Genomic DNA, 12,790 nt, shown 5'->3' with positions numbered 1-12,790 from the left:
CGGCTGCGCTACTCCGCGGTCATCTGTTCGACGCTCCGCATCGCCGTCGCGAAGATCGTCAGCACCGGGTTCACCCCGCCGTTCGTGACGTGCACCGACCCGTCCGTCACGCGGAGGTTCTCGTGTCCCCACACCCGGCCGAACTCGTCGACGACGGAGTGCGACGGGTCCGACCCCATCCGGAGCGTCCCTGCCTGGTGCTGCCCGCCGGACGGTCCGACCGGAGTGCCCCCGACCTCGACGGCCCGGACGGCTCCGGCGGCGCGGAGCCACGCGGCACTGCGCGCGCTCGTCGCGTCGCGGGCACGCAGGTCCTCCGCGTGCACGCTGCCGCTCAGGCGGGCGACGGGCACGCCGTACCGGTCGGTGACCCCGTCGTCCACGCGGACGCGGGAATCGGCGGAGGTCACCTCCTGGATCGGGCCCATCAGCCGGGCGGTCCAGCGGACCAGGCGGCGCATGCCCGCCTTCGATGCGGTGCCGGCCCGGGGGAGGAGCCCCGCACCGACCAGGTACCGGTAGGTGTTCGACGGGGTGGCGACGAACTCGTTCGCGATCATGCCGCCGCCGACGAGCCCGGCGTTGCCGTGCCGGTGGTCCGTCGTCGCGATGGAGGGGCCGGGGCCGACCAGGTCCTCCACCACGTCGTCGAACACGCCGGTCGCCCCGCCGTACACGTGCCCCTGCAGGTGCCGCCCGACCAGGTCGTTGCCGTTCCCGATGCCGTTCGGTTCCAGGTCGCTCCGGCTGTTCAGGAGCAGCCGTGCGGACTCGATCGCCCCGGCTGCGACGACGATCTCCGCTGCGTCGACGTCGCGCTGCCAGTCCTGGCCGTCCCGGGTGCCGACGAGGGTCACGCCGACGACCCGTCCGGTCGCGTCGGTGCGGAGCCGAGCGGCGCGCGTCCGCAGCACGACCTGCGCGCGGCCGGTGGCGAACGCCCGGGTCAGCATGGTGTTCTGCGAGCCGTTCTTGGCGTCGACCGGGCAGGCGAACCCGACGCACTGGTTGCACCCCGCGCAGGCCCGTCGGCCGAGCCACGGCGTGCTGTTGACCAGCAGCGGGACGTGCACCGTGCCGAAGCCGAGCGCGGACGCCGCCGCCGCGAACCGCTCGCGGGTCGGGCCTGCGGCGACGGCCGGCATCGGGTACGGACGGGAGCGCGGCCCGGACCACCTGCCGTCGTCGATGCCGCCGCTGACCCCGACCTCCCACTCGGCGCGCGAGTAGTACGGCTCCAGGTCGTCGTAGGAGATCGGCCAGTCCCGGAGCGCGCTGCCGTCCGGGACCCCGTACGTCGACGCCATCCGGAAGTCGAGGGGTGCGAACCGCCAGGCCTGCGCCCCGTACACACGGGTGCCGCCGCCGGCGGTGGACGCGTTGTTGTTCCACCCGGGGTCCGCGGGCCGGATCGGCAGCCGGGTGCGGCCGTCGTCGGCGACCCGGACGTCCCGGTCATCGGTCGGGCCCGAGCGCGGCGCGAGGCCCCAGTCGGACCGCGGGTTCCGGAGGTGGTCCTCGGCGAGCGTGCCGATGGTTGGCCAGTCGCCCGCTTCCACCACGAGGACACGGCGTCCGGCTTCGGCCAGGCCGCAGGCAGCCACGCCGCCGCCGGCTCCGGAGCCGATCACGATCGCGTCGTAGCGGTCCTCCAGCGCAGCAGGGTGCACGGTGACCGGCGCCGCCTCGGCGACCGGGACCGTCGTCGGCCACCCGCCGAGGGGCTCCGGCTGCCAGTCGACCATCCGCCACGACGCCGCGCCCGCGTTGCCGCCGTTGCCCGGGTCGGCGTAGAAGCCCCCTGCGACGAGCTCGGCGAACCAGTCCCAGTGCACACTGGCCTCTTCGTGGGCGACCACGTCGTCCAGCCGTTCGGCCCACTCGGGTCGCTCGGCGACCACCGACTCGAGGAACGCCAGGCCACCGGCCTGACTCGCGGACGGGTCCTCGTCGCCGGGGACGACACGGTCCATCAGCGTGGTGAGCCGTTCCTGGGTGGGTGAGAGCACGCCGACTCCTTCGTCAGGGTGAGCAGGGTGGTCGGACGGATCAGTCCAGGCAGAACTCGTTGCCCTCGACGTCCTGCATCACGATGCACGACTCCTCGTCGTCGTCCGCGGGCAGGAGCCGGACGCGCGTGGCGCCGATCGCGACCAGTCGCGCGCACTCGGCCTCCAGCGCATCGAGCCGCTCGGCACCGACGAGCCCGATCCCGACCCGCACGTCGAGGTGCACGCGGTTCTTCACGACCTTGCCCTCCGGCACCTGCTGGAAGTACAGCCGGGGCCCGACGTCGTTCGGGTCGACGCACGACGTCCCCGACTCCTGGACGGTGTACCCGAGCACGTCGGCCCAGAACCGTGCCACCCGTTGCGGGTCGGCGCAGTCGACGGTGACCTGGAACTCCCGCACGCTCGTCATCGCACCACCCTAGTGACACCGGACCGGGTGGGGTGTAGTTTTTGAACATGTTCGAAAATGAGGGGAAGCCGCTCCCGAAGCGGGAGCGCACCCGGGCAGCCATCCGCGCGGTGGCGATCCGGTCGCTGCGGGAGCAGGGCTACGACGCCACCACGATGCGCGGGATCGCGGCAGAGGCCGGGCTCTCCGTCGGCAACGCCTACTACCACTTCCCGACGAAGGACCACCTCGTCCAGGAGCTCTACGTCGACGTGCAGCAGGAGCACCGCGCCGTCGCGCTGCCCCTGCTCGACACCACCGACGACCTCACCGCCCGGATCGGCATCGTGGTCCGCTCGGGCCTGACGAACCTCGCCGCGTACCACGCCATCGCGCCGCAGTTCCTCGCCGCCGCGGTCGCCCCCGACTCGCCGATCAACCCGCTGTCCGCCGAGTCGTCCGAAGCCCGGGACCTGGTGCTCGACCTCTTCCGCCGTGCGGTCGCCGGCGCCCGGCAGAAGCTCCCAGCCGACCTCGCCGAGGACCTGCCGACGGCGCTCTGGACGGGTTACCTGCTGTTCGCGCTGTTCTGGACGTACGACACCTCGCCGGGACAGAGCCGGACGAACCGACTCGTCGACGCGATGCTCGGCGTCCTGCGATTCGCCCTCCCGATGCTCCGGATCCGGCCGTTCCGCACGGCGGTCACCGAGATCGTCGGCATCGTCGCCGGGCGTGCGGCATGAGTGCCACCGCACCGGCGACCTGGACCTGGTCGGACAGCCGGTGGCTCGAGATCCGCGCCTTCGGCTGGATGCTCGGCGTGACCCTGCCGGCGACGGTCGTCATCGGCCTGGTCGGGGCCGGCGCGACGTCCGGCTGGGACGTCGAGACCTCCTTCGGCTCGTGGCTGAGCGCGATCGGCGGCACCGTGGTCTGGATGCTGATGGTCGACGTGGTCGCGTTCCTGCCGACGATGGCGGCCGCACTCGTGGCACTCCCGTTCACGATGCTGCTCGGGCGCGCGATGCGCCCCGTCCGCTCCCGGCTGCTGCAGATCGCTGCGACCTCGGCGCTCGCCGGCGTCCTGGCGGCGCTGCCGCTCGTGGCACTCCCGGACTGGTTCATCATCCTCGGCCCGATCTCGGTGGCGGCGGGCGCCGCCGGCGCGCTCGCCCGCAACGGCGAGTTCCGCCGAGCGGACCGGCTGGCGGCCGCAGCGGTGGCCGCGGCCGCCGCAGCCACGGCTACAGCCGACGCACCCGACGCAGCTGACTCCGACGCACCCGCCGTCACCGCCACGACCGACCCGGCCACCGCGGCGGACCAGACCCCCTGACGGCCTGGAGGCCCGGGTCGGCCCCGCACCGAGCCTCCCGTCCGCCGTCTGCTCGCCCCGGCCGCGGTGCGGAACGCTCCCGCACAACCGAAACCGGCTCGAACCACGCACGTCCGTGGTTCGAGCCGGTTTCCGTTGCGCGCCGCCACGGCGCACCGCCGCCGGGCGCGCTGCGCCTCGTGGATCACCCGACTCCGTGCCCAGGCCGCCCCGAGGAGCGTGAGCACCGCGCGGTGACGACGCCGCACGGATCAGGAGTCAGCATGTACTTCCACGCACAGACCTGGATCAACGACATCGCCCCGGGCGACCCGGACCCCGCAGCCGCGAACGCCCTGCAGGAAGGGCTCGGCGGCCAGTTCGGCGAGATGCGCACGATGATGCAGTACCTCTTCCAGGCGATGAACTTCCGCGGCCCCGCCGCGAAGCCGTTCCGGGACCTCATCCAGGGCGTCGGCACCGAGGAGATCAGCCACGTCGAACTCATCGGCACGACGATCTCCCGCCTGCTCGACGGCGCACCGGGATACACCGGCAAGGTGACCGACCCGGTCGACCAGCCGGGTGCGAAGGGCGCGACGCCGCTCAGCATCGCGCTCGACACCGGCAACATCCACCACTACCTCGTCGGCGCGCAGGGGGCACTGCCCGTGGACTCCGCCGGCAACCCGTGGAGCGGCAGCTACGTCTACAACTCCGGCAACCTGCCGCTCGACCTGCTCTACAACCTGATGCTCGAGTCGACCGGCCGGCTGCAGAAGTGCCGCATCTACGAGATGACGGACAACCCGACGGCGCGGGCGACCGTGGCGTACCTGATCGTCCGTGACCAGGCGCACGAGAACGCCTACGCGAAGGCCCTCGAGGCGCTCGGCGTCGAGTGGAAGTCGCTGCTGCCGATCCCGAAGACGAACGCCGAGCAGTTCCCGGAGGTCAAGGAGCTCGTCGACCTCGGCCTGCAGAGCAAGCAGTACAGCTTCGACCTCGACGGTGCGTCGGAGGCGGCGAAGATCTTCCGCGGAGCGTCGCCCTCGGGGGACGGGACGGACCTGGACGCATCCGAGCAGGCGCCGAAGGGCGCGCCCTCGTTCATCGCCCCGGAGCGGCTGGAGGAGTTCGCGCCGGGTCTCGACGCCGACCTGCTGGCGCTGATCCAGCAGACGGCCGAGCTGGAACTCGACCAGGCGGAGACGCCACTGTACGGGCCGATCGCCTGATCAGAGCTGGAGTGTGCGGTCCACGATCGCGCGGGCGACGTCCGAGAGTCGCCCGCCGGTCGCGGTCGCGTGCGCACGGATCACCCCGAAGGCGTCGTCGATGGACACGCCCTTGACGTGGGAGACCACGCCCTTGGCCTGCTCGATGACCTCGCGCGAACCGATCGCGCGCTGGAGCTGCGCGCTGACGACCTCGTGCTCGCGGAGGGTCCGCTCGTGCAGGATGCCGATCGTCGCGACGTCCGCCAGCGCCCGCGCGATGCGGACGTCCGGCTCGGAGAGGTCGCCGACGGACGAGCCGAACAGGTTGAGCGTGCCGATGACGGAGGAGCGCAGCCGGAGCGGTACGGCGTGGACCGAGCGGACCCCGAGTGCGAGAGCGCCACGCTGGAACGCCGCCCACTCGTCGGGGGCATCCGTGATGTCCGGGCAGGTGATCGTCCGGCCGGTCGCGAAGGACTCCATGCACGGGCCGGCCTCGGCGTCGAGCTGGAGCACCTCGATGAGGCGGCTGGCCTCGGAGGTCGAAGCGATCACCTCGAGCTCACCCCACCCGTTCGCGAGCATGATGCCGGCGGCGTCGATGTCGAGCACCTCGGTGCAGGTCTCGACGAGGGTCTGCAGGAGTTCCACGACGTCGTACGAGTCGACCAGGGTGTCGGCGAGCGTCGCGAAGGTCTCCACGATCCGTGCTTCTCGTTCGGCAGCGGTCATCGGACCTCCTCGATCAGGTCCCCGTGCTTCTCGAACCGGACGGTCCCGGCGAGGATCTCCTCGGCGACCTGCCGCATGGGTGTGCGGCGGGCGAACGCGTGCCCCTGGATGAGCAGGTAGGCGTCCTCGGGGGTGACGTCGAGCTGCGCGAGGACGACCCCGGTGGCCTGGTGCACGACACGACGGGAGAACGGGTTCTGGTCGACGAGTGCTTCGTCCTCGTCCTGGGCGCTGCGGATCGCGCGACGGAGTACCCGTCGGCCCAGTGCGTCGGCGAGGGCCGCGGCCGCCTCGACCTGCGCGCCGCCGAGTTCGGTGGGGCGCGGCGAGTAGATGTCGACCGCGCCGAGGGGGAACGGGCCGAAGACGATCGGGAACGCGAACACCGCGCGGACCGATTCCGCGCGGACGGCGTCGTTGAACGCAGGCCACTCGCGGTTCGGGTTGCCGACGATGTCGCCCTCGAGCACGGGGGCGCGGTGCCGGAGCGCCGTCCAGCACGGTCCCTCGGCGAGGTCGAACTGGATCTCGTCGACGCGGAAGGCCGTGTCGTCGGTCGCCGAGATCGTCTCGCTCGCCACGATGGACCCGAACGAGGACACGGAGACGCCGCCCACGGGGACCGCGCGCTGGAACGGCTCACTGAGGTCGTCGTCCGCGATCTCGGTCGACCGGATCGCGCGGAGTGCACGATCGACTGCGTCATCCATCAGCGTCCTCCTGGTCCGGTTCCGATGCTACCCGCGGGCCCATCCGTGGACTGCCCGGTGGGCTCAGGACGGCCGTCCACGGCGGGAGCTCCGCCGCGGCGTAGGAGCCGTCGGCCTCGGGCACCCGCAGCAGCGGGTTCAGCACGAGCAGCCGGAGCCCGTCGGCGTCACGGACCGCGCCGCGGACGGCGTCGTTGAGCAGGAAGGCGACGAGGTCCTCGGTCCCGCCGTCCGGCCGGTACCCCTGCCACGCGTCGCCACTCCGTTCGGAACGGCGGTGGGCGCTCGCGAGCAGGGCTCCTGGATCCTCGACGTCGATCTCGCAGTCGAGGACCAGGCGGAAGCGCCGCCGGGTGCTGCCCGGCTCCCCGATGGCCGCGACCCGGTCACGTGGCTCGTCGTCGGGTTCGAAGTAGCGCAGCGCGGCGGACGGGGCGCTGCCGTACACGGAGCGGTACTCCGCCGCCATCCGCCCGGCGTTGCTGAAGTGCCAGCGCTGCGCGATCTCGGCGACGGTGCTGTGGTCAGTGGGTCGCGCGGACTGCAGCTCGCGCCGCACGCCGTCGAGCCGGAGCGCGCGGAGGTACCGGCCCGGGGTGACCCCGACCTCGCGCTGGAACGCCTTCTGCAGGCCGCGGGGGGACAGGTGGACGGCCGCTGCGACATCGGGCACCGAGATGCGCTCCTGTGCGTGCTCGTGCAGGAACCGCAGCGCCTCGCGCACGTTGCGCGAGAGCCGTGCGGTGGGCGCCGCCGAACCCGGCTGTACGACGTCCGGCGCCGGAGGTGACACGTCCTCGTCACTCATGACGCCAGCGTACCGATCTCGGTTTGTCAACCCCTGCTCTTGCGCAATCCGTCCGAGCGATACTGGAATCGTCTCGCGGAGGTGTGCGTGGTGCGGGGCCGTTCAGCGCGAGGAGGGGTTGTCATGCGCGGATTCGTCGATGGTCAGGGCCCCGAGGTGGGGGCCTGGCAGGACCGTGACTTCGAGCACGTGTGCGGACCACGGGCGTCCGCCTCGTCGTGTTGACGCGCGTCGGCGACGGACCACACGTCGTCGAGCACCGGGTCGCGGACCGGGCCACGAACGACCGTGCGATCGCGATCCAGCTGTACGAGGACCGCTACCACGCGCAGTGCATCGGGTTCGGGACGGACACCGCGTTCCGCCTGCGGCACCGCTCGATCCGCGACCTGCACGTCGAACTGCTGAACGCCGCCGTGTCGACCGAACGCCACGGCGTCGTGGACCCGGGCGACGGGCTCGTGTTCGGGTGGACGGCGACGGGCGGTGCCCGCATCGGGACCGGGGCCGAGGGGGACGTGACGCTGCCCGGGGTCCCCGAGACGTTCCCGGTGGCCCGACCGTTCTCGTTCTCCGCTCCCGCCGGCGTGCACCACCTCGTGCGGATCGACCTGGCCTTCCTCCGTGCCGTCGGCCGACTCGTGGAACCCGACCTCGGCGACGTGCCGACGCTGAACCGGCGTCCGCGATCCGACGGACTGCCCGGCCTCCGCGCCGCGATCGCCGCCGTGGCGTCGGCCGCGGTCTCGGGCGACGACTCCGCCCTGGTCCGGTCGTCGCTCCAGGTGGAGCTCGCCGAGTCGGTCCTCGCCGTCTTCGGCACCGCGCAGGCCGGCGAGCCGTCGGTCGGCGAGCCGTCGGTCGGTGGTCGCGCTGCGCGACGGACCCTGGAGGCGGCGCGCTCCTGGGCAGCGGCGCACTGCGGCGGACCGGTGACCCTCTCCGACCTCTGCGGCGCCGCGGACGTCAGCGCACGGACGCTGCAGAGTGCGTTCCTGCAGGAGGCCGGTCGATCGCCGATGGCCTTCGTCCAGGACATGCGACTGGACCGCGTGCGGGTCGTCCTCCAGCTCGCCGACCCCGGTGTGGTGACGGTCGGCGGCGTCGCCCGCGACTGGGGGTTCCGGCACATGGGACGGTTCTCCGCGGCCTACGCACAGCGCTTCGGGGAGTTCCCCGCCGAGACGCTCCGGAACGCCCCCACCCGGCGCCTGCGCGTGCGGAGCGAGCGCCGGACGGCCTGAACCTCGGGACGCCGGACCTCGGGACGCCGGACCTCAGGGCACCGGGGCGAGCGACGACGCGGCAGCCGAGAGGTGGACTGTTTCGCCCACCCCGTGCCGCTGCGCGAGCTGGATGACCGCCGCGGCCACCGCAAGGTCCTGCGCCGCGAGCCCGACCGAGTCGAACACCGTGATCTCGTCCTCCGACGCCCGTCCGCTCGCGAGACCGGCGACGACCTCGCCCAGCTCCACGAGTCGCGCGTTCGTCCGGAGTGCGCCCTCGGCGATCGCGAGCACCAGGTCCCCGGACTTCGCGCGCGCAGTCGCCGCGCTGTCCACCACCAGGGTGCCCCTGGCCATCGCGGTCGCGTCGAGCTCGCGGTGCGTCGGACGCGGCCGGGCGCCGACCGCGTTGACGTGCTGTCCACGGTGCAGCCAGGCACCGCGCACGATCGGCTCGACGGACGGGGTGAGCGTGCAGAGCACGTCCGTACGTTCCACCACATCGTGGGGGTCCTCGGCGACGACGACGGCCACGTCCGTCGCTCCGTCACCGGCCTCCGCGAGCTGTTCGCGGAACCGTTCGACGGTCGATGACGAGCGTGACCAGACGACCACCTGCTCGATCGGCCTCACCGCGCTGATCGCGCGGACGTGCTCGATCGCCAGGTTGCCCGCGCCGACCAGGCCGAGGACCCGACTGTCCGGCCGTGCCAGGTGCCGGGTGGCGACCGCCGAGGCCGCCGCAGTCCGGACCCGCGTGATGCCGGCGCCGTCGATGACCGCGATGCACTCGCCTGCCGAGACGGAGGACACCAGGATCGTCGAGCGCTGGCTGGGCAGGGCCGTGCCGACGTTCGCGGGGATGTCCGCCATCAGCTTCACCGCCGCGAAGCCGAGCCGGTCCGACCGGACGGCCATCGGGAGGAACAGGGCGTCGTCGGTGCCACCGAGCGTGACGGGGGCGGGCTGCACCATCGCGCCGGAGCCCAGGTCGGCGTGCACGGCCTCGACCGCAGCGATCGCGTCGACTTCGGGGAGCAGCCGGCGGACGTCGTCGGCTCCGAGGACCAGGGTCACGAGGCGGAACCGACGGCGCTGGTGCTGCCGAGCAACTCCTCCAACGACGGCCGGTGCGTCACCAGTCCGCCCTCGTCGAGGATCCGCATCCACCGGTCCGAGGCGCCTCGGTTGATCGTGACACTGTCCCAGACGCCGCCGTCCGCCATCTGCTGCGCCGCGGAACGGAGGAGGTCGTGGTCCTTGTCGGGCCAGCGCGCGGCGAGGACCTGCTCGATGTCGGCACCGGCTGCACCTGCGGTGATGCGCCGCTCGGCGACGTCGATCGCCGCGACGAATCGTTCGATCTTCTCGCCGAGCTCCGCGACGCGATCGGTGCGCGTGTAGTAGACGCTGTTCGGCATCACGCCCGTGTCCAGGTGGCGGAAGACGACGGTGCCGTCACCGGCGGCCTCGAGCTCCATGGCCGAGACGAGGTCGAGCACGATCGCGTCGCCGAGTCCGGCGCGGTAGAGCTCGATGAGCATCGCGGTCGAGAGGTCGCGGACCCAGCGCGTGGCCGCCGGGTCGAGTCCGGCCTCGCGGATCAGTCCGGCCGTGTACTCGTACGGAGCGCTGCCGCCCGCGCCGGGTGCCAGTGCCACCTTGCCGGCGAGCCAGTCCAGCCCGACCGGCCCGGTCGCGTTCCGCGCGACGATGGTCATCGGGAACTTGTGGTTCAGCTGCCCGACGACGCTCAGCGCACGGGGCGAACCGGCGTACATCGCGGGGACCCAGAGGCCACCGAGAGCGAGGTCGGCCTCGCCGGACTCGAGGTCGTCGAGGACGCCGGTCCACGGGTCGCAGGCCTTCGCGGTCACGGACAGGCCGTGCTCGGCGAAGATGCCGGAGACGTCCGCCACGTACTCGGGGAGGTAGTTGAGGCCGTTCGCGGTCGCGGAGACGGTGAGGGTGTCCATGAGTTCCTCCATGGGGTCGGTGCTGGTACGGGTGCTGGTGGTGCCGGGAGTGCGGGCGCCGGGAGTGCCGACGCCCACGCGCTCAGCGGGACAGGGCGAGCTCGTTGACGTCCTCGAGCGAGCGTCCGCGGGTCTCCGGTGCGAAGCGGGCCGCGAACACGAGGATCGCGTACATCAGTGCCGCCAGGCCGAAGACACCGGCAAAGGCGAACGAGCCGTAGAGGGCGATCGCGAGGAAGGGCATCACCGCGCCGGCGATGTTGCCGATGCCGTTCACGATGCTCGCACCCGAGGCACGGATCGACGTCGGGTAGACCTCGGCGGTCCAGGCTGCGAGCGTGGTGTTCGTCACCATCGTGAAGTACTGGAAGAGCGCACCGAGCACGAGGATCGCGGCAGTGCTGTTGCCGAACGCCGCGAACGCCAGGGCGGTCAGACAGCCGAGGACACCGGCAGCGGTGACGGCGCTCCGCCGCCCGACGCGGTTGGCGATGAGCGCCGCGGTCGTGGCTCCGAGGAGCGAACCGATGTTCATGATCATCGTGTAGAGCAGGCTCTGCGACACCGAGTAGCCGCGCTCGACGAGCAGCGTCGGCATCAGGAAGTTCAGTGTGACCTGCGACCCGAACGCCATCCAGGACGCGACGCCGATCGAGATCGTGCGACGGAGGACCGAGCGGTGGAAGACCGCGGCGGGGGAGGAGTGCAGCTGCTCCGGCGGCAGGTCCGCCTCGGTCAGCTCCACCGGGGGCTTCGCGTCGGTGGGTCGCAGCGAGTTCGACGCGAGGATCGCGAGGGACCGGTTCGCCTCGGCGACGCGGCCCTTCGAGAGCAGGAAGCGCGGGGTCTCCGGCAGGCGGCGACGGTAGAGGACGACGAACAGGGCGGGGACCGCGAGGATGACGAACGTCCAGCGCCACACGTGGTGGTCGCCGCCGAGCGCCGGGGCGAGCGGGCCGAGGAGCAGCAGGAAGAGTCCGTAGGAGATGAAGTTGCCCACGCCGCCGGCACCCACGTTGATCGTCGCGATGAGACCGCCGCGGAAGCGCGTGGCCACCATCTCGGACAGCATCGCGATGCCGATCATGAACTCGCCGCCGATGCCGATGCCGACGATGAAGCGGCTCACGAGGAGCATGTCGTAGTTGAACGAGATCGCGCTGAGCAGTCCGCCCAGCGTGTAGACGAGCAGGTTCAGGCTGAGCGAGAAACGGCGTCCGTAGCGGTCGGCGAGCCAGCCGGCGACGAACCGACCGACCAGACCGCCGAGGACGGTCGCGGTGTTGATCGTGGTGAGCTGGACGTCTCCGATCTGCAGCGAGGCCTTGATGTTGGTGGCCATCGCGCCGACGGAGTTCTGCTCGAGGGTGTCGAAGAACTCCCCGGCGAGGATCAGCATCAAGATCCAGAACTGGGCTCGGGTGAAGCCGATCCGGTCGAGCGAGGAGGCGACGGTACGCGATCCGGACGGCGGGACGGTGGCGGTCGGGGCGGTGGTGCGGGTTACGGCAGTCATGGGTAACTCCACGGATGGGTTCGCGGGGTGAGTCCGATGGGACTGGATTCACGAGGTCATGACTTTTGTATACGAAAACCTGTTTCCGGCTGGTTTCGCGCATGTAAGGTCTCGATTCCGTTCCCGAAGTACCGCTGACTTCGGGGGCCATCGTTTCAGACCGCGGCATTTTTGTATACGTTCCTAGCCAGGGAAGGACCGGCGGTAGATTGCCTCGTCCTTCTCGATGTGCTCGTCCATCAGCAGGCGCGCCTGCATCGGCGATCCGGCCAGGATCGCGGCCGCGACGGCGCCGTGGTCGGTCCAGCTGGAGGTCACCCGGTCCTCGATCTCCTGCTCGAAGCCCCACGCGGTCTGTTCGAGGAGCCGCTCGATCATCTGCTCGAGTCGTGCGTTCCCCGATGCCCTGGCCACGAGCCGGTGGAACTCGAAGATCAGCGGCGGGAGCTCGGCGAAGTGCCCGGCCTCGCCCTCTGACCGGCCGCGTGCGACGACGGCCTGCAACCCGGCGGCCTGGTCGCCCCCGCGTCGTCGGGCGGCCAGGCCGGCGGCGAGCGTCTCGAGCCCGCGGCGGATCTGCATGAGCTCGACGACGACCGCGGTGGAGGTCGACGCGACGGTCACGCCCTTGTACTTCTCGGAGACCACGAACCCCTCGGTCTCGAGCTGCCGGAGCGCCTCGCGGACCGGCACCCGGGAGACGTCGAACCGGGCACCGATGGTGTCCTCCTTCAGGCGGGTGCCGCCGGGGAGCGTGCCGTCGATGATCTCCGCGCGGAGGATCCGGATGACCGAGGCAGCTTTGGAGTCCACGCCCGAATCCTATGCAGGCCGTGTTCTTGCGCATCGTTTGGTCGTGCTCTGCGCCGGGGACCGGGTACCGT

Annotated in this window: 13 protein-coding genes; 4 read left to right on the top strand and 9 right to left on the bottom strand. The window is 71.7% G+C overall.

Annotated elements, in window-relative coordinates:
* Nucleotides 1–8 precede the first annotated feature (8 nt).
* Nucleotides 9–2,009 carry a GMC oxidoreductase gene (locus EDF24_RS12755; RefSeq protein WP_260233438.1) on the bottom strand — a complete coding sequence of 667 codons (2,001 nt, stop codon included), beginning with the start codon at nt 2,007–2,009 and terminating at the stop codon, nt 9–11.
* 40 nt (nt 2,010–2,049) lie between these two features.
* Complete coding sequence (locus EDF24_RS12750) at nt 2,050–2,421, bottom strand: VOC family protein (RefSeq protein WP_123703249.1); 372 nt, start codon at nt 2,419–2,421, stop codon at nt 2,050–2,052.
* A gap of 47 nt (nt 2,422–2,468) precedes the next feature.
* Between EDF24_RS12750 and EDF24_RS12745 the strand changes: the two genes are divergently transcribed.
* From EDF24_RS12745 to EDF24_RS12735, 3 genes are all read left to right on the top strand, one after another.
* Entirely contained in the window at nt 2,469–3,146 is a 678-nt protein-coding gene (locus EDF24_RS12745) for a TetR/AcrR family transcriptional regulator (protein ID WP_123703248.1), read from the top strand.
* Entirely contained in the window at nt 3,143–3,739 is a 597-nt protein-coding gene (locus EDF24_RS12740) for a hypothetical protein (RefSeq protein WP_123703247.1), read from the top strand. The genes EDF24_RS12745 and EDF24_RS12740 overlap by 4 nt, the downstream gene beginning before the upstream one ends.
* Nucleotides 3,740–4,002: 263 nt before the next feature.
* A complete protein-coding gene (locus EDF24_RS12735; RefSeq protein ID WP_123654282.1) occupies nt 4,003–4,956 on the top strand; it encodes a manganese catalase family protein in 954 nt (317 codons plus the stop codon).
* Here the strand turns inward: EDF24_RS12735 and EDF24_RS12730 are convergent, their stop codons facing one another.
* From EDF24_RS12730 to EDF24_RS12720, 3 genes are read right to left on the bottom strand one after another with little or no spacing between them, the layout of a single operon-like run.
* Entirely contained in the window at nt 4,957–5,670 is a 714-nt protein-coding gene (locus EDF24_RS12730) for a GAF and ANTAR domain-containing protein (protein WP_123654281.1), read from the bottom strand.
* The gene (locus tag EDF24_RS12725) at nt 5,667–6,380 is read right to left on the bottom strand and encodes a GAF and ANTAR domain-containing protein (RefSeq protein WP_123703246.1); all 714 of its coding nucleotides are present in this window, start codon (nt 6,378–6,380) and stop codon (nt 5,667–5,669) included. The genes EDF24_RS12730 and EDF24_RS12725 overlap by 4 nt, the downstream gene beginning before the upstream one ends.
* Entirely contained in the window at nt 6,373–7,188 is an 816-nt protein-coding gene (locus EDF24_RS12720) for an AraC family transcriptional regulator (RefSeq protein ID WP_123703245.1), read from the bottom strand. The genes EDF24_RS12725 and EDF24_RS12720 overlap by 8 nt, the downstream gene beginning before the upstream one ends.
* A 191-nt stretch (nt 7,189–7,379) precedes the next feature.
* Here EDF24_RS12720 and EDF24_RS19640 point away from each other — a divergent pair, with 191 nt between their 5' ends.
* A complete protein-coding gene (locus EDF24_RS19640; RefSeq protein WP_123703244.1) occupies nt 7,380–8,432 on the top strand; it encodes a helix-turn-helix transcriptional regulator in 1,053 nt (350 codons plus the stop codon).
* 33 nt (nt 8,433–8,465) lie between these two features.
* On the opposite strand, the gene EDF24_RS12710 is transcribed toward EDF24_RS19640, so the two are convergent.
* The 4 genes from EDF24_RS12710 to EDF24_RS12695 form a co-directional block, all read right to left on the bottom strand.
* Nucleotides 8,466–9,491 (bottom strand): ornithine cyclodeaminase family protein, encoded by a 1,026-nt coding sequence (locus tag EDF24_RS12710; RefSeq protein WP_123703243.1) that lies wholly within the window; start codon nt 9,489–9,491, stop codon nt 8,466–8,468.
* Complete coding sequence (locus EDF24_RS12705; protein ID WP_185021655.1) at nt 9,488–10,390, bottom strand: ABC transporter substrate-binding protein; 903 nt, start codon at nt 10,388–10,390, stop codon at nt 9,488–9,490. Before EDF24_RS12705 ends, EDF24_RS12710 begins: the two co-directional genes overlap by 4 nt.
* Before the next feature lie 82 nt (nt 10,391–10,472).
* Nucleotides 10,473–11,906 carry an MFS transporter gene (locus tag EDF24_RS12700; RefSeq protein ID WP_243698310.1) on the bottom strand — a complete coding sequence of 478 codons (1,434 nt, stop codon included), beginning with the start codon at nt 11,904–11,906 and terminating at the stop codon, nt 10,473–10,475.
* A 183-nt stretch (nt 11,907–12,089) separates the two neighbouring features.
* The gene (locus EDF24_RS12695; protein WP_123654275.1) at nt 12,090–12,719 is read right to left on the bottom strand and encodes a GntR family transcriptional regulator; all 630 of its coding nucleotides are present in this window, start codon (nt 12,717–12,719) and stop codon (nt 12,090–12,092) included.
* Nucleotides 12,720–12,790 lie beyond the last annotated feature (71 nt).

It is taken from the genome of Curtobacterium sp. PhB130, from assembly GCF_003755165.1.
In the GTDB taxonomy this organism is placed as follows: domain Bacteria; phylum Actinomycetota; class Actinomycetes; order Actinomycetales; family Microbacteriaceae; genus Curtobacterium.
The sequence above is the reverse complement of the archived record's forward strand: the minus strand, read 5'-3'. Positions and strand labels throughout refer to the sequence as shown.

What these genes read in the sequence shown, in the direction of transcription:
- EDF24_RS12750 (WP_123703249.1), bottom strand. Translation starts at nt 2,421, where the DNA reads ATGACGAGCGTGCGGGAGTTCCAGGTCACCGTCGACTGCGCCGACCCG.
- EDF24_RS12745 (WP_123703248.1), top strand. Translation starts at nt 2,469, where the DNA reads ATGTTCGAAAATGAGGGGAAGCCGCTCCCGAAGCGGGAGCGCACCCGG.
- EDF24_RS12740 (WP_123703247.1), top strand. Translation starts at nt 3,143, where the DNA reads ATGAGTGCCACCGCACCGGCGACCTGGACCTGGTCGGACAGCCGGTGG.
- EDF24_RS12735 (WP_123654282.1), top strand. Translation starts at nt 4,003, where the DNA reads ATGTACTTCCACGCACAGACCTGGATCAACGACATCGCCCCGGGCGAC.
- EDF24_RS12730 (WP_123654281.1), bottom strand. Translation starts at nt 5,670, where the DNA reads ATGACCGCTGCCGAACGAGAAGCACGGATCGTGGAGACCTTCGCGACG.
- EDF24_RS12725 (WP_123703246.1), bottom strand. Translation starts at nt 6,380, where the DNA reads ATGGATGACGCAGTCGATCGTGCACTCCGCGCGATCCGGTCGACCGAG.
- EDF24_RS12720 (WP_123703245.1), bottom strand. Translation starts at nt 7,188, where the DNA reads ATGAGTGACGAGGACGTGTCACCTCCGGCGCCGGACGTCGTACAGCCG.
- EDF24_RS12705 (WP_185021655.1), bottom strand. Translation starts at nt 10,390, where the DNA reads ATGGACACCCTCACCGTCTCCGCGACCGCGAACGGCCTCAACTACCTC.
- EDF24_RS12700 (WP_243698310.1), bottom strand. Translation starts at nt 11,906, where the DNA reads ATGACTGCCGTAACCCGCACCACCGCCCCGACCGCCACCGTCCCGCCG.